Source organism: uncultured Succiniclasticum sp. (assembly GCF_902793885.1).
Taxonomy (GTDB): Bacteria; Bacillota; Negativicutes; order Acidaminococcales; family Acidaminococcaceae; genus Succiniclasticum.
The window spans coordinates 72837-96599 of sequence record NZ_CADBFF010000012.1; the positions used below are offsets into that span (position 1 = coordinate 72837).

Here is a 23763-nt window from a genome sequence, read left to right on the forward strand (position 1 = left end):
TCATTCATGATCCACCAGTTCGCACAAAATATGTCCCATCAGTATATGCATTTCCTGTGCACGGGCCGTCACCCTGGCCGGCACGGCCAGACAGATATCACAGGCTGCAGCCATTTTGCCGCCGCCTTCCGCCGTCATGCCGATACAGGTAATGCCCTTTGCCCTGGCTTCCTCAATCGCCAGCAATACATTTTTACTGTTTCCGGAGGTTGATATGCCAACCAGCACATCCCCCGGCTCGCCTAACGCCTGTACCTGACGGGCAAAGACGGTATCATACCCGTAGTCGTTGGCCACCGCCGTCAAGATAGAGGTATCAACCGTTAAAGCAATCGCCGGAAGCCCTTTCCGTTCTTTCTGGAAACGTCCCACAAACTCCGCCGCCAGATGCTGACTGTCCGCGGCACTGCCTCCATTGCCGCAAAATAACACCTTATGTTCATCAGCCAGCGCTTTTTCAACATATTTGGCACAAGTCTCCAACTTTTCCGGCAGATCGGAATCCATTAACTTTTGCAATACTTCTAAATGATCCGCTAAACGCTGTTTAATAATCCGGTTCACAGGCCCTCCACTTTTTTTGCCTCATAATTCGTACATGCAAATTGCGTTTTACCATTACCAATTCAGGAAATCAAATTTAATTGTCCATTTGTGATCTTTATTGGTATCATAATACCTTTTCTCATAGGAAACAGAAAGCATTTCGCAACAGAAACGATGGCGCCAGGAAAATGTAGTTGTATAATTTCCATAGGTACGCGTTTCACTATCCAGATTCCTGCGGTTAACAATCGTAAATGAATTATGCTTATCCGGATTCCAGGCAACACCTATACTCAGGTCTTTTACGAAACTTGGCTGTCCTTTACTGAAAAGATAACTGGTCTTATGCTCATTGTGATAGGTCGTCCAAACATTCCATTTATTAGAAAAACGATACCCTAACGTTCCATGATAAATATTCGTATGCAAACTGTTACCGTATCGCCGGGTGGTAGCGTTATTCAGGCTTTCATGAATCCACTTGCGGCCAAACATCAGATCCATATACAGTTTTTTCCCGCCCAGCGGATAAAAGCGATCATGACGCAGAAAAACAGCTTTTTCCGTGTGCCAGCTCTCCCAGTTTTGATGCGAATACTTCCATTTTCCATGAGTAATATATCCATCAAACGATAACGGCAAGCCTTTCGCAATACGGTGCGGTCTCAGGAACAATCCCCAGTCTATCTTTTTCTGAAGCCATATCCCTTCGTCTAACGCATCATTGTCCGAATCATATACATAACCCGTGTTTACACGCACATAAAAATCTTTTCGATCATGCGTGATTCCATAAAACGGCTTATATTTGGATTTCGTATAGTAAATCTGATCCATATAAAAAGTCGTCGGGTTTTTCAACCGCGGATTTCCGATTGGACGACTGTACTCAAGAGCTACATACCAGCCTTTTTCATCGTCCCAGCCTATGCGTGGTTTCGTTTGCTTATTCTCTTTATTCAGCTCATTGATCCATACATCCCGGGAATAAACATGCTTTCCTTTGACAAAGACCTGTACGCCTCTGGCTATAATACGATCATTAGGGATAATTGTAATCGTTTTTGCCTTAACCGATACACAGGGAGGGTGTTTGACTGCCGGACACCTGGTCGACATTCCGCCCTGATCCATAATCAGCATCCCATGCTCTATCAGACCATGAGGCGCTTCGTAATAATCAAATTTACCGCTGCGCGGATTCGCGCTGGAAGCCCCTTTCAGATGCAGGAGCTCACCGGTTTCTTTATTAAAATTGTAATGGGCCCAGCGGGCATTTACCCGGTTGGTCGGTTCCTGCAGTGTTCCGCCTTCCAAAAGCCAAATATCTCCTGTATTCGCATTCCCAACAGCTTTGGTAGATGTAACATTTGTCAGCCCCTGTTTCAGACGGACATTTCCTTCAATGATAAAATCTCCGCTTTCACTGGAATACTGAGCGTCATCTCCTTTAATAATCAAAGGTAACGGCTGGGCGCCATTTTTAGTTGCCAGTTTCTTCCCCTTGTTAGCAGGTGAAGGTGGCTTTTTTTCATTTCCTGCTCGCAACGATTTTGTTTCTGTCTTTTTTACATTACTGCCCAAAGCAGATAAACCTGTACCGCCAGTATTTAACTCTGCCGGTTTTGAAGCTATATTATTTTTCTGCTGCAAGTACTCCCTAAAATTCGCTGATTCAGAATAGGATTTAATCTGCCTGCCTGCCTGATACTCCTGTCCGGGGTACTCTTTATCCTGAGCAGGTTCAAAGTTATCATCTGTTTCTGACAATACTTTTTCCGCCTGCTGACCGGCTTTTTCCAACGCAGCCTTTTTTGCAACGGCCACCTTATCCGGTTTTGATTCTTTTTCTTTTTTCGTTTCATCGACCGAGGCAACGTCCCGCTCAGAAGTAACAGATGTTTCCTGCATTACCGTCTTCTGACCGGAAACATCTCTATTCGAAACGTCTCTATGTATCAGCTGTTCGGCAGCCCGTGCAAAAGCATCACCATCATCAGCAGATTCTGCTTTGGGGTGATCATTTACAATCGGACCATAGGACTGTTCCAGCGGCGATTTATATTTTTCAGAATCATCTTCATCAGGCGTCAGTGCATAGGCAGCATAACCAGGAACTGCAAACATCATGCTGGCAAGCAACACAGATGCCATTATCTGTTTTTTCATGGAATCCTCCACATGTAAATAAGTATCCAGTAAACATTATAACATAAAATTGCAAAAAAAAATACCAGTGCAACCTGATTACACTGGTATTTCACATCATAATGATTAAAAACAGTTACTTTGCAAACACTTTAAGAACCCTTCATTGAACTATGCGATAAAGCTAACGAATCGCTCACGCATCAGCTTTGAGCACCTGCAGCAGTAGTTTCCTGATACACGATCCCGCTGATTTTCTGATCTTCCACTACCTGCACATAAGTGGTAGAACCGGTCTCGATCGTTTTGGATTTACCTGTTACAAAAGCGCCGCCTACAGCGCCGATGGGGCCTAACACAACCATGCCGCCGATCGTAGCGCCTGCTGCGCCAATGGCCGTTTTGGCTTCCTGCTGCGCCAGCTTGCCAATATAAATAGGAACTTTGCTGCCGTCAACCGCAAAAACATGACTGAACTTCACATCAATGCGGGCATCCCGGCCGAAGCTGCGGGGCTGTACTACCTTGGAAACTTCCCCTACGCCGTCAGCGCCTTTAGACAGTACCAGAACATCGTTCACGTACAGATTATCCGCTACGCGGAATTTTACCGGGTCACCGGGCTGAGCAGTTTTGCTGCTTAAGGGAGCGGTGAACTCAATTTTTACCAGGGAATCCTTTGGCAATACCACAGCTTCTACCGGAACCTTGCCGCCGTTATATGTGGTTGCCACCAGACGCTCCAGACGCTGATTCAAAGTACCACCCTGAATCTGCCCGAACAGGGTATTTTCCAGTTCTTCAATCCGGGTTTTTGCCGGACCGGCAGTGACTCTGGCATTCAGACGGGCATCGGCGCCATTCAGCTTCTGCAAAAAGCTTCCATTGCCGCCGTTTGTTCCACAGATATATTCATAGGTGCTCTGTATACGGTCCAGAATATTGCGGCCGGAGTCCGGCGCTCCGTAAATATCATCTTCCAGGCTTTCCATCCGTTCCATCATGGAACTGCTCTGATGCGTTCCGTACAATGCAGTTTCAATGGCGTCCAGCTGTTCTGAAGCAACAGGTGCGGGACCCTCTGCAAAGGCAAAAGAAGTCAGCCCCAGGCACAGAGCCAAGCCGACTATTAATGAAACAAGTTTTTTCATTTTGCATCCCTCCGAATTATTCTTCTGATTCTATAAACAACTATAGATAGAGTTATTATGGTTCTATTATAGCATATTTAGTGGAATGTCAACAAAAAAATTCATGATTTTTTACTTTTTTTACAGAAAAAACAAAAAAACGCCTCATTTTAGACGGAGTCCGCTAAAATGAGGCCTCTTTTCTCTGCTGCCGACAGGCGTAAAAGAAACGCTATCAGTTAATTTCCGCTGTTATCCAGAATCATAAAGGCTTCCACATGGAGAGAGGCATCAGCCTCCACCGTAAGATGGCAGGACAGTTCCCGGTTCCAATCCTTTAGCAAATTCTGTTGCAGATATTCTGCTTCCAGCGGATGCGTCACCAGCAGAATCTCTTTTGCGCTTCCCTGTTTTTTTAGCAGTCCCCGCACCCGGCGCTTGATTTCCAGTGCAATCGCTTCTTTGGACTGGACCCGTCCGCTGCCGCTGCACACAGGACAATCGGCAAACAGTACCGCTTCCAGATTCTGCCTCGACTTTTTCCGGGTGATCTCCACCAGGTTCAGCGCGGTTATATCCTGCACCCGCGGCCGCATCTTATCCCCGGCAAAAGAACTCTCCAATACAGACAGTATCTCCTGCCGGTTCTCCTCACTGTGCATGTCAATAAAATCGACTACAATAATGCCACCAATATCCCGCAGGCGAAGCTGGTGCGCAATCTCCCGGGCCGCCTGCCGGTTTATCTCCATGATGGTTTCTTCCAGATTGCTTTTGCCACTGTAGCTGCCGCTGTTCACATCAATCACGGTCATGGCCTCGGTATGGTCTATCACCAGATACCCTCCGCTGGGCAGTTCCACCCGGCGATCCGCCAGAGAAGCCAGCGCGTCTCCCAGTCCAAAGCCGGAAAACACATCTTCCCCGCTGTCCCACAGCCGCAGCACCGTATCCTCTGCGCCCTGCATCTCGGCCAGCAGATCCTGTATCCGCTGAAACACATCCGGATTATCTGCCACAATTTCTTTTACATCTCTGGTAAAATAGTCGCGCACCATGCGTACCGACAAATCCAGTTCCCGGTGCAGAAAGGCCGGCGCCTTGGCCCGTTTCGCCCTGGCAGCTACCACATTCCATTCGGCAAGCAGGCTCCGGATGTCCGTTTCCAGTACCTCTGCCTCAATTCCTTCTGCTTCCGTACGCATGACAATGCCCATCCCGTCGGGTTTACACTGTTCCGCAATTTTACGCAGCCGGATCCGTTCCTGTTCATCATTTATCTTCCGGGAGATACCGATATAATCGGAAAAAGGAAACAGTACGGCATAATGTCCGGGAAATGTGATTTCCCTGCTGGCCGTAGGTCCTTTTGTCCCCCGGGGATCCTTGGTGATCTGAATCATCACCGAAGCACCTTCTGTCAAATCGCTGGAATCACCCAGATACAGAAATGCATTCTGATCCAGTCCGATGTCAATAAAAGCAGCCTGTATCCCTTTCACCACATTACTGACGCGACCCAGAAAGATGCTCCCTACCAAATGGGCAGACATGGCCCGTTCCACCATAAACTCCTGCAATATTCCATTATTCACCAGTCCCATCCGGACTTCTTCCGGGGTACTGCTGATGATAATCTGCTGCGGCATCGGTCTGCCCTCCTTTCGTCAGTTTCAACACAGAACCACCCCTGCGGGCAACTGCCTCCCACGCAGGCTGGCCCTGTTTTTTATAAGTCAGCCCCGCTCAAACAACGTATCCAGCATGGGCCACTTGTTCCCCATCTCATCTACCCTGTACAGATCCATCCGTTCAATATCCGCCTTTTCCACCGGCAGCTGCAAACCGTACTGTTCATTCAATGTATTGAGCAAATCCACTGCTTTCATGCTGCCGTTAGGGGTGATACGGCAATGGAAATGCAGCTCTGTTTCCTTTTCCCGCTGTACCGCTGACAATTCGGATATATAAAACTTCACATCAATTCGCTTGACTTTTTCTTTGGCTTTGGGAGCCTGTTTTTCAAAAAATACGGCTTCTGCCAGGTTAAATGCCTCCACCGCCGGCGCAATGTCCCCCGTCCAGGGAAGCGTTACCCGGTACTCCGCGCCTCCTGCCACGCTCATGAGAGCCGGGGCACTGTTCTCCACCGCGTCCACTGCCAGCACCCGGATGCCACGGGGCAACGCTTTCTGTAACGCTTCTGCTGCTTCCAGCGGATGAACCGGTTCTGCCAGTTCCAGCTCTACAAATTCCGCATAACTGACGACTCCCACACCTAAGGCAGATGCCAGGGAATATTTCATATGCGGATTAAAACCCTGGGAATAGGCCGCCGGTAATTTGGCCCGCCGTATGGCACGGCCAATGGTGCGTACATACTCCAGGTGGGAAATGAAACGGATTTCTTTCTCCTTGGTAATCTGAAACCGCAGCTTCATTCCGCCTCACCTCCCTCTTTCGGCAGACCGGGCCGTTGGGTTGCGGCACTGTAGCTTTGATTATCCCCATCGGCCATCTTTTCTGCCAGAGGAGCAAAGCCCTTTTCTTTTGATGCGTCATAGGCCCTGCCGCTCCAGTCCATAACCGGAACACCCAGTCGCTGACACACGCCGCAGCCGTTGCAACGGCCCTGCCGGCAGTCTGCTGTCAGCAATCCCTGTTTGGCCTTTTTATACTCACTGGCCAGGAATGCCCGGTTCACCGCAGGCTGCAAATGCTCCCAGGGGAACACCTCGTGATCGCGCCGCACCCGGTGATTATAAAAACCAGGTTCCAGTCCGCAATCCTGCAGCGCCTGCTGCCAGCGTTCAAAATCAAACACATCCGCCCAGCCGTCAAAGCGCTGCCCGCGCTGCCAGGCCAGATACAACGCCTTGCCCAGACGGCGGTCGCCCCTGGCAAAGATGCCTTCCATAATGCTGGTCTTGCCGTCATGATACTGGAAGGTAATATTTTTGACCCGTGTCGCTTCAATCAGAAGACCCTGCTTCCTGCGAATCTCCTCCAGCGTATCCTGCGGTGCCCACTGAAACGCCGTATAGGGTTTCGGCACAAAGGAGGACGCACTGATGGTTACCTGGCAGCCCCCTTTGCCTGTAATCTCTTTAAACTTCCACTGTACCTTTTTCGCCAGCTGGGCAATGGCCAGCACGTCCTCATCCGTCTCACCGGGCAGGCCGATCATGAAATACAGTTTTACTTTTTTCCAGCCGTTGGCAAAGGCCGCGCTCACCGCGTGCAGCAGGTCTTCTTCCGTAACGCCCTTGTTGATTACGTCACGCATCCGCTGGCTGCCTGCTTCCGGCGCAAAGGTCAGACCGCTCTTCCGTACCGCCTGCACTTTTTTAGCCACGTCCACACTGAACGCATCAATACGCAGACTGGGCAAAGATACACTGACCTTCCTGTCCTGAAAGTCTGCAATCATCGTATCTAAAAACGGACCCAGGCAGGAATAATCTGCCGTGCTTAAAGACACCAGAGAAATTTCCTCGTAGCCCGTATTATCCACCTGCTTATGGGCAAGCTCCCGCAACACTTCCGGGCGGCGCTCCCGCACGGGACGGTACACCATCCCCGCATGGCAGAAGCGGCACCCCCGGCTGCAGCCCCGGAACATTTCCAGCATGATGCGGTCATGGACAATTTCCCCAAAAGGCACCACCGGCGCCGTGGGAAAATCTACTTCATTTAAATCAGCCACTACCCGTTTAGTTACAGCGGCCGGCGCGTCCGGTGTATTAGGAGTCACTGCCTGTATTGTAAAATCTTCATTGTAAGTTACATTATAAAAAGAAGGAACATAGACGCCCGGAATCCGAACTGCCCGATGCAGAAATTCCTGCCTGCCTCCCGGTTTTCCTTCCCGTTTCCAGTTACGGTAACAGGTCAGTACTTCCGGCAGCGCTTCTTCCCCTTCACCCAATATGGCAAAATCAATCACATCTGCCAGGGGCTCCGGATTGAAGACACAAGGCCCCCCAACTACCACAAAGGGTTCCTCGTCCACACGCTCCGCTGCAAGAACAGAAACACCGCCCAAGTCCAGCATGTTCAGGATATTGGTGTAGCTCAGCTCATACTGCAGGGTAAAGCCTACCAGGTCACATTCACAAAGGGCCTTTTTGGTTTCCAGGGTAGTGAGTACAATATTGCGTTCCCGCATCAGCTGCTCCATGTCGATCCAGGGAGCATAAGCTCGTTCCGCCGCAATGCCCTCCATTTTGTTGACCAGATGATATAAAATTTTAAAGCCCAGATAGCTCATTCCCACTTCATACACATCGGGGAACGCCAGAGCGATCCGCACTTCTGCTTCTTCCTTGAAAATACTGCCAAACTCCCCGCCGGTATACCGGGCCGGTTTCTTTACCGCCGCCAGCATGTCAATGGCCAGTTCCTTGTTCATGTGAGAGCCTCCAAATAGTCATCTAAAACTGCAATCGTGTATGTCGAACATTGATATTCAGCAGCACCCCTGCCAGCAGCATATTGGTAGTCAGGGAACTGACCCCGTAACTGAGAAAGGGCAGCGGCACCCCCGTTACCGGCATAATGCCGATGGTCATGCCCACATTGACCAGCACATGGAACAGATACATACCGGTAATTCCTGTGGCCAGTAGCATACCGAAACGGTCTTCCGCATTCAGGGCAATGGTCAGGCCCCGCCAGATCAGTACCAAATACAACAGCAAAATCACAACAGCGCCGACAAAACCAAACTCTTCCCCTGCTACCGCAAAGATAAAATCCGTATGGTTTTCCGGTAAAAAGTCCAGCTGACTCTGGGTTCCCTGCATAAAGCCCTTACCCCACAGCATACCGCTGCCGATGGCAATCTTGGACTGGATCACGTGATACCCTGCCCCGAAAGGGTCCAGTTCCGGATCCAGAAAGACCCGGATACGGTTCCTCTGATATTCATGCAAAAACCGCCACAACACCGGAGCCGCACAGGCAAACACCCCCGCCAGCACGCCAATCCACTTCAGTTTAAAGCCACAGACCCAGAACATGGAAAAAGCGATAGCCACAAAAACCAAAGCCGTCCCCAGATCCGGCTGCCGCAACACCAGCACAAAGGGAATCACCATAAACAGACAGGCAGGAATATAATCTTTCCACTGCTCCAGATATTCACTGCGCTCATCCAAAAAGGCAGCCAGACAGACAATCATAAAGGCTTTGGAAAACTCGCTGGGTTGGAATGTCACCGGACCGATCTGGATCCAGCGCTGTGCCCCGAGACTGGCATGACCAAAAAACATAACCCCCAGCAGCAGCAAAACCGTAAAACCGTATAAAGGCAGAGCAATCCGTTTTAAAGAATGGTAATCCAGCGAAATGATTCCCACTGCCAGCAGCACATCCACCAGCAGAAACAACCCCTGCCGCTGCACAAAACGGTTGCTTCCCGACACCAGCGCATCCCCGTGGGTGGCACTGGCAATCAGAACCATACCGATACCGGTCAGCAGCAGAACCGTCCATATTAAAATCCAGTCCAGATTTCGTAAATAGCGATGCAACGTTCTGTTCCTCTCTGCCTGTTGTTTGAAAATAACATAAAAACCCTGGCATAAAATTATTTCCTGCTGTTGCTTTTTGCAGCCAGACTCTTTTCTTCTTTGCGCTGTTCTTCCGTTTCAGGCTTCATCTTGCCGCTCAGATAATCTTCCAGCACTTCATACACAATGGGACCGGAAGCCGTAGCGCCGTAGGAGCCCTGCTCTACGATACAGGCAATGACCAGATCCGGTTTTTCTGCCGGGGCATAAGCGATGAACCAACCGTGATCCTGTCCGTGAGGATTCTCCGCAGTGCCGGTCTTGCCTGCTACCGGTACCGGCAGGTTGGCAAACCAGGCGCCGGTCCCTCCTGGCTGGGTCACACCCTTCAGCCCTTTCTGGATCAACTGGATCGTCCGGGGCTCCAGCTCCAGTTTACGGCTTTCCGGTCGCTTCGGTGTTTCATACACGCTGCCATCCGCATTTACGATTTGTTCCACTAAGTAAGGAGGATGAACCACCCCGTCTGCCGCCACCGCCGCCAGCATCTGACAGATCTGCATGGGCGTCACTAAGGTCAGCCCCTGGCCGATGGCCGCATTAAAGGTGTCCCCTAACCCCCATTCTTCATTAAACACTTTCTTCTTGGCTGCAGGTCCGGCAATCAGGCCGGAAGATTCCCCCGCCAGCTCAATGCCGGTCGGCCTGCCGAACCCGTATTTTGCCGCACAGGCATTCAGGTTCTCAATACCGGCCCGGCGTCCCATTTCATAAAAATATACATTATCCGACATGGCGAAGGCAGTCTGGAAATTGATCCAGCCCAGGGCTTCCCCGCCGGCATTTCCCATATCCGCCAGCCAGTGCTTCCCGGAGTCAAAGATCAGTTCCTCCGGTGTCACTCCGTGACAGTCTAACACGGCTGAACCGGTAACCACTTTAAAAGTAGAACCCGCAGGATATTCCCCGTTAATCACCCGATTCGTCAGCGGGTGAAACACGTTCTCATTGATCAGTTTCCAGTGGGCAGAAGAAATACCGCCCACAAACCAGTTGGGGTCATAACCGGGACGGGAGACCAGGGCACGCACCGCGCCGGTGTTGGGATCCATGGCTACCGCCGCCGCCCCAAACGCATTGGGAGCGATTCCACTGCTGCGCAAGGCAGCCAGCTGCTTGTCCATGACCCGTTCCAGGTCCTGCTGCAAGGCAAAATCAATCGTGAGGACCAGGCCTTTACCGGAAAGCGGAGCCTGTCCCCCCAGCTTGCGGACCACCTTGCCCCGCACGTCAACCTCTTCTGTCTTGCGGCCGGTCTGTCCCCGCAGCACAGTATCGTAAACAAACTCCAGGCCTTCTTTCCCCACAATACTCCCCGGAGAAAGTCCCTTATATTTTCCCTGCTTAAGCTGTTCTTCCGAAACTTCACCCACATACCCCAGCACATGAGCCGCTGACTCCCCATACAGATAATGCCGCATGGGCTGCAGGTCCAGGGACACGCCCGGCAGCTCTTTTACATGTTCCTCCAGCAACGTGATCTCCCGGGAGGTCAGTTCCCCCTTGATCACAATCTGCTCATAGGTATTGGCTGCTCTGTCAGCCTTTTTGCGTATCACGTCCGACGGCATGGCCAGCAACTGGGCCAGCAGATTCACTTCCGAATCCGAAAAGGAATGCCCTGCCTGGAGACTGAGCACGTAGCCCGGCGAACTGTCTGCCAGTACCTTGCCGTGCCGGTCCATGATCCGTCCCCGGGGCGCCATGATCACCGAGCTGCGCATCCGGTTTCCGTCAGCCTGCCTGCCGTAATATAATCCTTTATAAAGTTGCAGCCAGGCCAGCCGTCCGCCTAATATCAAAAAAACAGCCAGTGCCACCGCAAGCATTTCTTTTAAACGATTCCCGGAAGTTCGGTTCACCCCAATAGCCCTTTCAATCCCAATTCATCCGTCCGGTTCCGGCACGTCGGACACCAAAACAGTAAACGTTTTCCTACAGGTTTTATATATCAATACGTTACATCTTCCTCGGCGACCCAATGATATAAAGCAAGCAAGATTCGGGCCACCGGTAATATCAGCAGCATATTTCCCAGGCAATACCACAGCGAATCCTGAAGGTACAGGAAAAGGGCTGTTGTCCCAAACGCGTTCAGCCAAAGAAACGGTATGGCGTACAAGACACGCAGCAACAGGCTGAGACCGCCAATGATCAGCACATGGTACCCGTAATTATTCTTAAAAATCATTTCCTTGATGCAGCCGATTCCATATCCGGTCAGTCCACGTGTCAGGAGACAAAAGCCAAACACCACCGGCGAAGAGATATCCTGCAACAACCCGAACGCAAGACCACAGAGTAAACCGGCCCGGGCGCCGTAAAACAATCCTATACTATAAATAAAAAGCAAGGGCAAGTCGAAAAACAGATTGCCCCCGAAAAATCCCAAAGAAGTCGTCTGTAACACCAGAATAACAAACGCTGCGGCAATCCATGACCACATCCTCATGGTTTGGCCTCCCCGGCTTCTTCCGCTATTTCCTTTTCGATACGCCGTTTAACATCTTCCTGTAAAATCACAAATACTCTGTCCGGATGGCTGAGATCAGCCGCCGGCTCTACCTGCGCCAGCTTTTGCAGACCGGTTACATCCGCGTCTACGGCACTCACCGTACCGATGCACAGCCCTGCCGGATATTTGCCGCCGATGCCGCTGGTAACCAGCATATCCCCGGGCCGAACGTCATCGTCCCGGCCAAAATACTCTGCCTGCAGCAGGGAACGGTTAGGTCCCAGACCGGTCAGCACGCCTACAGCCCGGGACTCTCTGCGCAACACCTTGACTCCCATCCGGGACTGATTGGCAGAAATAAGCATAAAACGACTGTAATGACGATAGACCTGGTCTACCACACCAACCACACCCTCACTGGTGGTCACCACCATATCAGGATGCACCCCGTCAGCATCGCCTTTATCCAAAAAGAAAAACTCATGCAGGTCTCCCAGGCTCACCCCGATGACACGGGCCGGCAGCAGGGTCAGTTCGTCCCGCTGCTGTTTATAGCCTGCCATAGCCTGCAGTTCTTTATTCTCTGTTTCCAACAGCATCAGACGGTATTCCGCGCTGCGAAGATTATCCAGTTCCTTCTTCAACCGCCTGTTCTCTTCCTGCAGTGTCGCATTCAGCCGCTGACTGTCACGAAAGGAAGAAACCGCATCACTGAACTGGCGGACCACCGCATTTACAGGCAGCAACACAGTATTCACAACCGCGTTCACCAGTGGGAAGCGCCACCGCTGATGCACCGCCAGTACCATGCAGGCACACAGGCCCAGCACTGCCAGCGTTGTCACAAACTGCTGTTTTTTCATAATCTGTCATCCAACCGGCAACACAACGCTGCAAAACACATCCCGCGGTTTTGCCCACCTTATTTTTACAGCTTGCTGCTGGAAGCCATAAAACCTTTCTTATAGGTATCAATATTTTCCACACAGATGCCGGTACCCAATACCACGCAGGCCAGCGCCTCATCACTGACATATACAGGCATGCCCGTTTCCCTGCTGATCAGCTTGTCCAGGTTCCGCAACAGGGAAGAACCGCCCGTCATGATAATGCCGTGATCAATGATGTCTGACGCCAGCTCCGGCGGCGTCCTCTCCAATGTATTGCGCACTGCATCCACAATATTGGCAACCGGTTCCGCAATACCGGTGCAGACCTGGTTCGCGTTGATCGTCAGATTCTTAGGCAGACCGCTGATCAGGTCCCGCCCCCGGATTTCCATGGTATCCGGATTGTCCACAAACATGGCGGTGCCTAATGTAATCTTGATTTGTTCTGCCGTACGTTCCCCAATCAGCAGACTGAACGTCTTGCGGATATAACGGGAAATTGCGTCATCAATGGCGTCACCGCCGGTGCGGATGGAACGGGAAACTACAATACCGCCCAGGGAAATCACTGCCACCTCACAGGTGCCGCCGCCAATATCTACCACCATGCTGCCGGTTGCTTCCTGTACAGGCAGCCCCGCACCGATAGCAGCAGCCATCGGTTCCTCAATCAGATAGGCTTCCCTGGCCCCCGCCTGGATCGCTGCATCCACAACCGCCCGCTTTTCCACTTCCGTAACACCGCTGGGAACCCCCACAACGATACGGGGCCGCACCAGCGAATGAAAACCGATTGCTTTATGAATAAAATATTTCAGCATGGACTGGGTAATGTCAAAATCCGCAATGACACCATCCTTCATCGGGCGAATGGCAACGATGGTACCCGGCGTGCGGCCAATCATCTTCTTGGCTTCCTCGCCGATTTCCAATACTTCATTGGTTTCGCTGTCTACCGCCACCACCGAAGGTTCACGGATGATGATCCCTTTTCCTTTGCAATGCACCAACGTATTAGCGGTGCCAAGATCAATTCCCAGGTCATGGGAAAATCTGTTGAATAAGCTGAACATGCTGCTTCACCCCATATTTCCAAAATCACACAGCCCTCTGATGTTAACAAAACACTGTGTGAGCCCAACTATATAACACTGTTAACTACACGAAATCAACCTACAGATCCCCATGCTCCTTAAAGCTGTAATACCGTCCGTCCCCAATGACTAAATGGTCTAACAAGGGAATGCCCAAAACGTTTCCCGCTTCCTCCAAAGCCTGGGTCAGATGGCGGTCTTCCGCACTGGGGTACGGATCCCCCGACGGATGGTTGTGAGCCACCAGGATACAGGCCGCATGGGCCGTCACAGCCGGAGCAAACACCTCCCGAGGATGCACCACGGCACTGGTCAGGGACCCTTCTGCGATCTGTTCGGTTTTAATAATCCGGTTCTTTGTATTCAAGAGCAAAACTATAAACTTTTCATGTGTTTCGTTCCGTAGTCTGCCCATCAGGTATTGCGCTCCGTCACCCGGCGAGGTGATATGTTCGGAATCAATCGCTGATGCGCAGGCTATCCGCCGTCCCAGTTCCATAGCCGCCAGAATTCGTGCCGCCCGGGCATTGCCAAGCCCTTTGATGTGTTTGAACTCCTGCACCCGGTGCCAACGCGCCACCTGCCGGTACAGTCCTTCGTTCCGTGTCATCTCTTCCGCGATACGCAGGGCGGAATGCTCCTTCGTACCGCTGCCGATCAGAATCGCCAGCAGCTCCGCATTGGACAGTGCCTCGGCTCCTTTCGTACACAGCCGTTCCCGGGGCCGGTCCTCTTCGCTCATCTCTTTAATTTTAAAATCTGACAAAATAACAACTCCTTTATATTTTTTTATATGCCTAAGCGGGAGCCGTTTGCATAGCGCTCAGCTAACGCTTCGGAGTCGCGACGGGCGGCATCTCGCCTCCCACTTCCTCACTGCGCACGCTCACTATGTTCGCGTTGCTCGGTATCGTCAGACTGGGAACCCTTCCGGGATGCCGTCGTCGCTCAACGTAATAAACGTTCCTCGCGCCCTCCGGGTGGACGCTTCGCGTATTCAAACGGCTCCCACCCAGGCAATCCAAATTATCTTCCACTATACAAAAACGACTTGGGCTTCTCCGCCAATTCTTCTACTTCCTCTTCCGTGTTAATCAGGAACGCTGCCGGTTCAATCTCCGTCACGGTGAGCTGCTCTTTTTTACTGACCGCGTCCCGGCGGAAAATCTTAATATAGTTGTAAGCAATGAACAGCCACACCACTACACTGCCGGCCACAAAGGGCCAGAACCAGAACTCCATCTTGAAAAAGCCTGCCAGGGCATGACCGAAGATACCGCCGGCAGCCAGACACAAAACAGGAAGCAAAATCTGGAACCATTTTGCTTTCTTTTCATCCACCTTGCGGTATTCTATGACCACGTTATCACCAGGGTGGGCACTGATGGGATTCCAGCAGTCAATGTACGCCCGCATGCCCCTCTCCGTCGTCTCTTTAAAATTAACACGAACCTTGGCGCGCTCGCCGTGGGTTTCGGTTACGGTTCCTTTAATCACTTGCAAACTCCTTCTATGATTCTCCCTGAAAATTCATACAACAACAGAATGCATCATTTTGAATGACGCCATTCCCCGAATGCGCAAGCGCAAAACATATCAAGCCATTTACGCGTAGGGATAAAAACAAATGTACCCGATGGCAATGATAAAGATCAAGCCGTACATACCCAGTGCCACCAGCAGCCCCTGCCAGGTCCGCGGGTAGCCGAAATTCATATATTCGCCAAAAATGCCCCGCCGGTTCAGCAGCGTGTATTTGGTGCGGCGTTTGAACCACCGCTCTTTCCTTTCACTGCCAAGAATCCGCGCCGTAATTATGAAAACAAAAAATGACAGAAAAAATACAGTCAAAATCCGGTTGGCAAGCGCCTGGGTCGGCACCGTAGAAAGATCAATCATACAGAACTCCATTCCGTTGTCATGAGCCAGAGCCATGCTTTCGCTGCCTCCTGCTTCTGACAACTCCGTGTAAAATCAAAACTCCAGATACTTATCCGGCATCAGCCGCACCAGTTCCTTTAAAAACTCATCACTGCAACAGAAAATGACCGCAGCCAGCCCTTTTCCTTCTTTAAACGCAAGGATGCGGGTGGGGTTGGCATCCGCCATATTGTAACGGTGGATATAATGCTTGATGCGGGTACGACGGAAAAAGTCGTGACGGTAATGCTGGGCAAAGCTTTCCGTTTTGCTCAGATCCACTTTGTAGCTGCCCTGCTTCCACAAGCCGATGCTCACAATCTCCAATTCATTCTGGCGCAGGATCACCTCGTAGCGGTAAAACACTTTCCAGATCCAGAGCCCCAGCCAGAGAAAATTGAGCCCCATACCCACAGGACTGATAACGCCGGTACTGTTAAAACGAAACCCCTCATACGCCCAGCTGCAGCAGATTGCCAGCAAGGCCATATAAGCCAGCCCCATCTTGCCGCTGCCCCGGGTGGTCGTCTCCCGGCAGATTTCCTTATTCTTCAAAAAACTCCCTCCAATACGCGTGAACGTTTCAGCGAGACACACTGATGCTATCACAAAGATTGGATACATGTGCCTTTTCTTCGCTTCCAACAGCATACAAGTACCCACTTTAAAATTATGCCATATTATTATAACAGAAATGAAAAAAAAAAGATAGAGGGGAAAGTAAAAAAAGGGAGACTACCATGCCATAGCATAGTGCGTCTCCCTTATTGACTGAAAGTGCAGCCTGCCATTTGACAGGCCGCAGTGGAAGCAAAGTCCGGTCTAACTAATTTTAATATTTATTATATATTTTAATAATACAACTACAATGCCACAACTTCCGGCAAAGGAAGAGCTGTTACCTTGGCAATCTTTTCATTGGGCATACCATCGTCTTTCAACGCCTTGGCAATCGCAAGCGCCTTTTTCTTTTCGCCTTCTAACCGGCCTTTTTTTTCCGCATCTTCCTGTATAATTGCTAAATCCATTTCCCAAGTCACGAATCTCTCCCTCCAATCTTGGTCACTCCTCACACGCTTTGTCTCCGCGTCAATGGCCTGCGTAAATTTACTACCAGCCTTGCCACTGTCAACGTAAGACAGAAAATCGGCCAGCGCCGGGTCTTCTGTTTTTTCTGCTGCCTTGGCATTTAGATAGATGTTCTCCGTCAGGTCACCCATCTCAAGCTGCATATCCTCTTTACAGCGATAGGTAAAATGATACATGGGCAGACCTTCCCCGAACGGGTCAAAGGTGCAGATAAAAATCACATAGGACTTGCGCAGCTCCCGATACTTCATTCCCCGTTTCAGCATGTCCATGCTGATCAGGCTCTGGTAGTACCTTGTGCGCAGGGGTAAACCTTTAATCACAGCGGCTTCATCCTTGCCGACATTCACCGTGCTTTTTTCACCGGTCACCTGCATCTCGATGTCAAGTACCGTTCCTTCCTGATTTTCCACATACACATCAAGCCGTATGCTTTTACTGCTGATTCTCGCGCTGTTGATATGTCGTTCTTCTATGAGATATCGTATATCCTTGATCTGTATGTGTAAAATCTTCTCTATCAGATACTTGCAGAGTTCTTTGTTCTTCAGCACCTCCTGAAAAACATAGTTGTTTACAAACGTTAACGAATCCCAGTCTATTATTTTCAAGTTTTACCTCTTTCCGACCGGGGCTGTTACTTCCACAGTTTTATTGTAGCGCGGTTTGGCGTCAGATGCAAGGAAAGATAGAAGATTTCACAAAAGGATACAGTTTCAAGTTACACCACTATAACCGTAGGCGGGCGGTGGGGCAGAGGCGGGGAAACCTCTGCGCCTCCACTCTCAAGCAGTTTGACAGTTGTATCTTACGGCTTCGCCTGTAGAGACATATAAATGTCTATCCTTTATATATTAAGAGGTGCCACCACTTCAGCCCAGTATCCATGTTGGTTTGCGCTCCGAGGTTGGTCGTTGTAACGACCAACTTTCCGGAAGTTGTTGTGAATGTGGATTTACTACTTATTTTTTCAGCTAATCTACTATGATTAAAAAACCAAATCAGAAAAAAGAACAGACTGCAACGGTACTGTTGCAGTCTCGGATTTCATTCTCACAAATTCAATATTAAACTATCATTTTTTCTTTTTCGGCTTCGTATTATCTTCCATAACACGGTTAATATAACGCTTCAGGTTAGAAGCAAACGCATCCTGCTGCCAGTCATTCTTTAATGTCAATACTTCTTCAATCTCTTCTTTGTAATAAATCTTTTTATAGTAATATTTTCCGGTAAGACGATTATAGCCGGCAAACTCACCCTTCATAATACATTCCAGCATCGGCTCGCGTCTAAATGAAAGCGGATTCTCTTCTACCTTGTCCAGTTTCATAGCAACCACAATCTCCGCATCCGTTTTCTCACAAAGGGTTGCTAAAACCGTCTTTTCATATGACTGGAGTCCCTCCTCCGGAATCACGTTCGATACCTTTTCGTCGTCCATCAGTTCATATTCCGGGTATTTAAATTTATCAATCATAATATCCCAGTAATACCCGTTAAAGTCTGCTGCACGCTCCACTTTCTGATCATCAATCTGAATGGGTACCACGGCCACTCGGGCCGCTTCCACCACGCCCCCCAGCGGGGTGGATAAAAGCAACACCGTTAATGCCATAAAAATAAAATTAAATACTTTTTTCATTTTAGCTTCTCCTTGTTTTCTAATTTCTTTCCATTTTTGCCGCAAACACTCCCAGCATAGTCCAAACCTTCATCCCAGCGATCCATAACCCTGTTCCGTCGGGCTTGAAGCAATGCGTGCAATCTTATCTGCCGTTTGCTAAAAAGTATGATACCATATTTTCTATAATTGTGCCAGTCCGATTTATAAATTTCCCAGACTTTTTACCAAATCGTCATAAAAAGGTCAAATTTTTTATCATATACAACACAAAAACGGGACTGCTTACGCAGTCCCGTTAACGTTACGCTATGTTACTTTACCCTCATACGGGCTTTCTAACATACTTATCTGCCAACAACTATCCTTACATCAACAGATTAGAAGGATACATTCAGAGCAGTCCAAATAACTCTGCTCTTGGTATCTTCTTTCAAGTCCTTGGTATCCCACCATGCAACCTCTGCTACCATGTTCTTGGCAACAGTATAATTAGCGCCAATCTTGTAGCCTTTAAAGCCGTTCTTTATTGGCTCAAACAAGTTATCCCAGCCATGGGCCATGCATACGCCATCGCCCCAATGGTAATACTTGGCCTGCAGACCCCAAGAACCGGGTTTGGCTGCCGCAGCACCCTTATATTTCAAATCAACGTAAAAACCATTATCTTTGTAATAATCATCGTTAAGACCAGTGTCCGCGTTTATGCCCTTCTTGTCAGCACTGTTCTTTGCATACGTAGCCGCGAGGCTGACATCTTTCATTTTGAATTCAACGCCAACATTAAAAATGGAGCTGTCATCGCGACCATCATTTACCTCATCGTTATTTTTAAACTTATCCCAACCGACCCACATGGTAACATTCTTGCCGAGATCGCCTTCCAAGTTCACGCCATAGCCTTTTTTCCAACCGTAATCATTCTTACCAACACGTTCGCGCCAGTCAAATTTGGACGGTTTGCCATAGTAAGCGCCAAAACGCACTTTATTGCCATAGCCAATTTTGATACCGTCAAACCGATCGCTGTAAATATCGTCTTCACTGTGGCCCAGACCATGCTGGAAACGGCCAGCCGTTACAGCTACACCGCCCAAACGGCCTTGCAGGTACGCACGCTGCCACTGGGTTTTTCCATCTTCACCAGTATGGTTAGATTCCGGCAAAACATCGTCGTGGAATACCTGACGATTTTCCAACAGGCCAACATAGTTCCAGTTGTCATTCACTTTGCCGGTAAAGGTCAGACGGGTACGGAGAGCAGAATGAACTGATTTATCATCGCCAACTTTGCCATTGGACCAATGATAACGTATAGCGCCGGTAATCTTCACGTTGTCAGCTTTCTTTTCCAGAGCTGCTACGCGAACGCCCAGGGCATCCAGTTCATCAGCGAATTCAGCAGCCAGTTTGTCAACGTTTGCGCCTTTGGCCATTGCTTTCGCAACGATCTGAGCCATTTCATAACGGGTCATCAGACGGTCGCCACGGAAGGTGTCGTCGCCATAGCCTTCGATTACGCCAGCAGCCGCCAGTTTGGAGATGCTGTCATAGGCCCAGTGGCCAGCCGGTACATCGGAGAACGGGTTGGCAGCATAAGCGGAAGCGGTTACGCCTAACGCCATAGCCATTGCCAGTACTAAAGATTTTTTCATTTCGTTTTCCTCCTTTTAGAAAAACATATTGTATTTATTACAAAATGCCTTTCCGTCCGGATTCTTTACACGCTTCCTGCTCGAGTGACCGTGTTTCCTCTGCATCACATGTAAATCCTCTTTTTGGAACCGCATCTGTAACCAGAATAACAGAAGTTTTGAGCCAACATAAAACCTTCAAAACTTATTGATACTTATTCCTGCTTTACAGAATAGCACGTTCCTATAACTTTGTCAAGCGTTAAGAAAAATAAAAATGAAAAAATGTAAAGTGCAGAAAGACAGTGGGATAAAATCAGTGGATAACACAAAACCTCAAATAGCTAAAAAAGAAAAGCAGGACTGCCGACGCAGTCCTGCTGAACTTTTAACTATTTAACTTTGAACACTCGCTTACTCTTCTGAATTAGAAGGTTACGATCATTTCGCCGTAGAAAGTCTTAGCCTTGTTCTTATTATCATCTTTGCCTTTCAGGTCAAAGTAAGAAACGCGGGTTACCATGTTCTTAGCAATGGTGTAATCAGCGCTAATACGGAATCCTTTGAAACCGGATTTAGTAGTAGGCAGGAATGCGCCCTTACCGGTGGCAACGGCATGATCTACATAAGTCAGGTTGCCCTGATCATAGTATTTTGCCAGGAAGCCCCAGGAACCCGGCTTAGATGCTACAGCACCTTTATAAGCCAACTGTACAGTGAAACCATTCTTCTTATCAGTGTTTACTTCATTGTCTTTGGAACCGTGCAGATAGATAGCAGTAGCTTTCACGTCACCAAATTTAGCATTGAAGCCTACGTCGAAGATTTTAGTTTTATCCTTTGCGAGATTTTCCAGAGCATCGTAACCTACAAACAAATCAGCCTTTTTACCAATGTCAAAGCCGAGGTGTGCGCCCCAGGATTTCTTGCTGCCAGCAGTGAAGTCTGTGGCCTTTCCAGTATTCTTTTTCGCCATCTTGCCATACCAGCCCATCAGACGTACTTTATCACCATACTGCACTTTGATACCGTCAATACGGTTGGAATATACATCAGAGTCGCCGCCAACCAGTTCTTCATGGTAACGACCAGCGGTAACCTTGGTGCCGCCCAGACGGCCCTGCAAGTAAGCACGCTGCCAATCAGTGTTGCCATCTTCGCCAGTATGATTGTAATCAGGATCAGTATCTTTCAGATTTTGATGGAAGTTCTGAATGTTTTCCAACATACCAACATAATTCCAGTTTTCGTTTACCTTACCGGTAAAGGTCAGACGGGTACGCAGGTCATGGTTGATAGGTCTCGGGCCGTCACCAACACGGTTGGTCTGCATACGATAGCGATAACGAATCTGGCCGGTGATCTTAACATTGTCAGCTTTCTTTTCCAGAGCTGCTACGCGAACGCCCAGCGCATCCAGTTCTTCTGCAAATTCTGCAGCCAGTTTGTCAACGTTAGCGCCTTTTGCCATTGCTTTTGCAACGATCTGAGCCATTTCATAACGGGTCATCAGACGGTCGCCGCGGAAAGTGTCGTCGCCGTAGCCTTCGATTACGCCAGCAGCTGCCAGTTTGGAGATGCTGTCATAGGCCCAATGGCCAGCCGGTACATCAGAGAACGGATTTGCGGCATAAGCAGAAGCGGTTACGCCCAATGCCATTGCCATCGCCAATACTAAAGATTTTTTCATTTCGTTTTCCTCCTTCTTAGAAAAACATGTTGTATTTATTACAAAACGTTCTTCCAGTCGGAATCTCCACATGCTTCCTGCTCGAGTGACCGTGTTTCCTCTGCATCACATACGGGTCAACTTTCCGGAATCGCGCCTGTAATCAATAATAGGCAGATTACAAGAATCTCGTAACCCATACTGACTTTACCACTTTGTTGAAATTTTGTCAAGCTTTTTATGAAAATATTTAATGCATTCTCAATAGCAGGTTTTTTATACACTGTCAAATCCGAAACAAAACCTGAACTGACTGCTCAACTCTGCAGTTAAAAATCACGCAAGATAAAAATGAAAACGGAGCCGCCGCAGCAGCTCCGCCTGTATTTTGAGATTATTATTATACTGTACCGATTTTTGGATGGCAATCCGTCATTCGTACTGTAACATCCTCTTAGAAGTAAACGTTAAATTCAGTCCAGAGGACTTTCGTCTTGGCGTTGTCGTCCTGATCGCCCTTCAACGCTTTGGTGTCATAGTAGGTTGCGCTCAAAACCATGTTCTTAGCTAACGTTACATCGCCACCGAAAGACCAGCCTTTGAAGCCGGAATTAAAGTCGGTATCACCATCAATGGTGTGTGCCAGGTAGGTGCCTCTGCCCTGATGGTAGTATTTTGCAGCAAGACCCCAGGAACCGGGTTCGGAAGCCTCTGCTCCTTTGTAGCCCAAGCCAAACACGTAACCGCCTTTCTTAGATTCCGCACCTTTAAACTTATCCCGGTTGGAATGGAGATACATAGCATCTAAAGTCAGATCTTTGGCTACATTAAAGTTCGCACCTACATACAAAATCCCGACGTTGCCATTATTATCATAGTCAGCCTTTGCATTATCTCCCAATGTGGTTTTCAAATAGCCGACTTTTCCGTTTACAAAGCTGCCATCAATGTTGCTGCCAATTTCAGCATTCCAGAATTTCTTTGAATAAATAGGACCATCTTCATTTATATCGGTCAGTTTGCCATAGGCGCCGGTAACATACCATTTCTCGCCATAAGATAATTTAACGGCATCATACTCGCCATCAAAAATGTAACCATCCGCAAAGATATCGTCGTCGCGGCCTGCAATTACCTTCACGCCGCCCAAACGGCCTTCCAGTTTGGCAATGTTGAATCTGGTATCGCCATCTTCACCTACATGGTTCACTTCAGGAGTTTCATCATCATGGAACCACTGCTCGTTCTGAATACGGCCAACATACTTCCAGTTGTCATTTACCTTACCGTTGAAATACAGACGGGTACGCAAAGCATTTTCATGTGATTTATTGGAGTCCAGACCATCTCTGTTTCTCTTGGAATACTTGTAGTGATAACGAATCGCCCCGGTGATCTTTACGTTGTCGGATTTCTTTTCCAAAGCAGCTACACGAACATTCAGCTTATCCAGTTCGTCTGCAAACTCTGCAGCCAGTTTGTCAACGTTGGCGCCTTTGGCCATGGCTCTTGCAACGATCTGCGCCATTTCATAACGAGTCATCAGACGGTCGCCGCGGAAGGTGTCGTCTCCGTAGCCTTCGATAACACCGGCAGCCGCCAGTTTGCTGATGCTGTCATAAGCCCAGTGACCGGCCGGTACATCGGAGAACGGGTTGGCAGCGTAGGCAGAAGCGGTTACGCCCAATGCCATAGCCATTGCCAGTACTAATGATTTTTTCATTTTGTTTGCCTCCTTTAAGACAATTAAAAAATTTTTATATAAATTGTCAGAAGGCTCTGCAGGCTGTCTGTTTCTCCGGGGCGAGTTGCCTGGTTTCCTCTCCGGTTCCGCAACAACACACAAAGGTTCCAACAAGTTATATCAAAGACTGGTACTTTAATCAAAGTAATTTTAGCACAATCAGTAACAAATTGCAATAAGCAATTTTAATCATTCACTACATCTTTGCTTTTTGTAAAAATGTAGTTGCATTTTCCCCTGCCCTGGT

At 49.0% G+C, this 23763-nt stretch carries 20 protein-coding genes; all 20 read right to left on the reverse strand.

Annotated elements, in window-relative coordinates:
- A complete protein-coding gene (gene gmhA / locus QZV31_RS07425; RefSeq protein WP_366508700.1) occupies window positions 1-507 on the reverse strand; it encodes a D-sedoheptulose 7-phosphate isomerase in 507 nt (168 codons plus the stop codon).
- 111 nt (window positions 508-618) lie between these two features.
- Complete coding sequence (locus QZV31_RS07430; protein ID WP_295359432.1) at window positions 619-2715, reverse strand: hypothetical protein; 2097 nt, start codon at window positions 2713-2715, stop codon at window positions 619-621.
- 182 nt (window positions 2716-2897) lie between these two features.
- Complete coding sequence (locus tag QZV31_RS07435) at window positions 2898-3845, reverse strand: hypothetical protein (protein ID WP_295359433.1); 948 nt, start codon at window positions 3843-3845, stop codon at window positions 2898-2900.
- 218 nt (window positions 3846-4063) lie between these two features.
- Window positions 4064-5473, reverse strand: a complete 1410-nt coding sequence (locus QZV31_RS07440) for an Rne/Rng family ribonuclease (RefSeq protein ID WP_295359434.1) — start codon at window positions 5471-5473, stop codon at window positions 4064-4066.
- Window positions 5474-5560: 87 nt separating this feature from the next.
- Entirely contained in the window at window positions 5561-6265 is a 705-nt protein-coding gene (locus tag QZV31_RS07445) for a TIGR03936 family radical SAM-associated protein (RefSeq protein WP_295359435.1), read from the reverse strand.
- Entirely contained in the window at window positions 6262-8235 is a 1974-nt protein-coding gene (locus tag QZV31_RS07450) for a TIGR03960 family B12-binding radical SAM protein (protein WP_295359436.1), read from the reverse strand. Before QZV31_RS07450 ends, QZV31_RS07445 begins: the two co-directional genes overlap by 4 nt.
- 22 nt (window positions 8236-8257) lie before the next feature.
- Entirely contained in the window at window positions 8258-9358 is a 1101-nt protein-coding gene (gene rodA / locus QZV31_RS07455) for a rod shape-determining protein RodA (protein ID WP_295359437.1), read from the reverse strand.
- 56 nt (window positions 9359-9414) lie between these two features.
- Complete coding sequence (gene mrdA, locus QZV31_RS07460) at window positions 9415-11259, reverse strand: penicillin-binding protein 2 (protein WP_295359438.1); 1845 nt, start codon at window positions 11257-11259, stop codon at window positions 9415-9417.
- Between the two features lie 89 nt (window positions 11260-11348).
- Window positions 11349-11849, reverse strand: coding sequence for a hypothetical protein (locus QZV31_RS07465; RefSeq protein ID WP_295359439.1), 501 nt, complete (start codon window positions 11847-11849; stop codon window positions 11349-11351).
- Entirely contained in the window at window positions 11846-12715 is an 870-nt protein-coding gene (mreC, locus tag QZV31_RS07470; protein WP_295359440.1) for a rod shape-determining protein MreC, read from the reverse strand. Before mreC ends, QZV31_RS07465 begins: the two co-directional genes overlap by 4 nt.
- 65 nt (window positions 12716-12780) lie before the next feature.
- Complete coding sequence (locus QZV31_RS07475; RefSeq protein ID WP_093729390.1) at window positions 12781-13815, reverse strand: rod shape-determining protein; 1035 nt, start codon at window positions 13813-13815, stop codon at window positions 12781-12783.
- A 100-nt stretch (window positions 13816-13915) separates the two neighbouring features.
- Window positions 13916-14602, reverse strand: a complete 687-nt coding sequence (gene radC, locus QZV31_RS07480) for a DNA repair protein RadC (RefSeq protein WP_295359441.1) — start codon at window positions 14600-14602, stop codon at window positions 13916-13918.
- A gap of 260 nt (window positions 14603-14862) precedes the next feature.
- On the reverse strand, window positions 14863-15333 hold the full coding sequence (locus QZV31_RS07485) for a SoxR reducing system RseC family protein (RefSeq protein ID WP_295359442.1): 471 nt from the start codon (window positions 15331-15333) through the stop codon (window positions 14863-14865).
- Between the two features lie 108 nt (window positions 15334-15441).
- Window positions 15442-15771, reverse strand: a complete 330-nt coding sequence (locus QZV31_RS07490) for a hypothetical protein (RefSeq protein WP_295359443.1) — start codon at window positions 15769-15771, stop codon at window positions 15442-15444.
- A gap of 39 nt (window positions 15772-15810) precedes the next feature.
- The gene (locus QZV31_RS07495) at window positions 15811-16311 is read right to left on the reverse strand and encodes a hypothetical protein (protein ID WP_093729392.1); all 501 of its coding nucleotides are present in this window, start codon (window positions 16309-16311) and stop codon (window positions 15811-15813) included.
- A 308-nt stretch (window positions 16312-16619) separates the two neighbouring features.
- On the reverse strand, window positions 16620-17456 hold the full coding sequence (locus QZV31_RS07500) for an Rpn family recombination-promoting nuclease/putative transposase (RefSeq protein ID WP_093729393.1): 837 nt from the start codon (window positions 17454-17456) through the stop codon (window positions 16620-16622).
- Between the two features lie 464 nt (window positions 17457-17920).
- Complete coding sequence (locus tag QZV31_RS07505) at window positions 17921-18490, reverse strand: hypothetical protein (protein WP_295359444.1); 570 nt, start codon at window positions 18488-18490, stop codon at window positions 17921-17923.
- 359 nt (window positions 18491-18849) lie between these two features.
- A complete protein-coding gene (locus QZV31_RS07510; protein WP_295359445.1) occupies window positions 18850-20124 on the reverse strand; it encodes an S-layer homology domain-containing protein in 1275 nt (424 codons plus the stop codon).
- 406 nt (window positions 20125-20530) lie between these two features.
- Window positions 20531-21793 (reverse strand): S-layer homology domain-containing protein, encoded by a 1263-nt coding sequence (locus tag QZV31_RS07515; RefSeq protein WP_295359446.1) that lies wholly within the window; start codon window positions 21791-21793, stop codon window positions 20531-20533.
- A 433-nt stretch (window positions 21794-22226) separates the two neighbouring features.
- Entirely contained in the window at window positions 22227-23495 is a 1269-nt protein-coding gene (locus QZV31_RS07520; RefSeq protein ID WP_295359447.1) for an S-layer homology domain-containing protein, read from the reverse strand.
- Window positions 23496-23763: the final 268 nt, after the last annotated feature.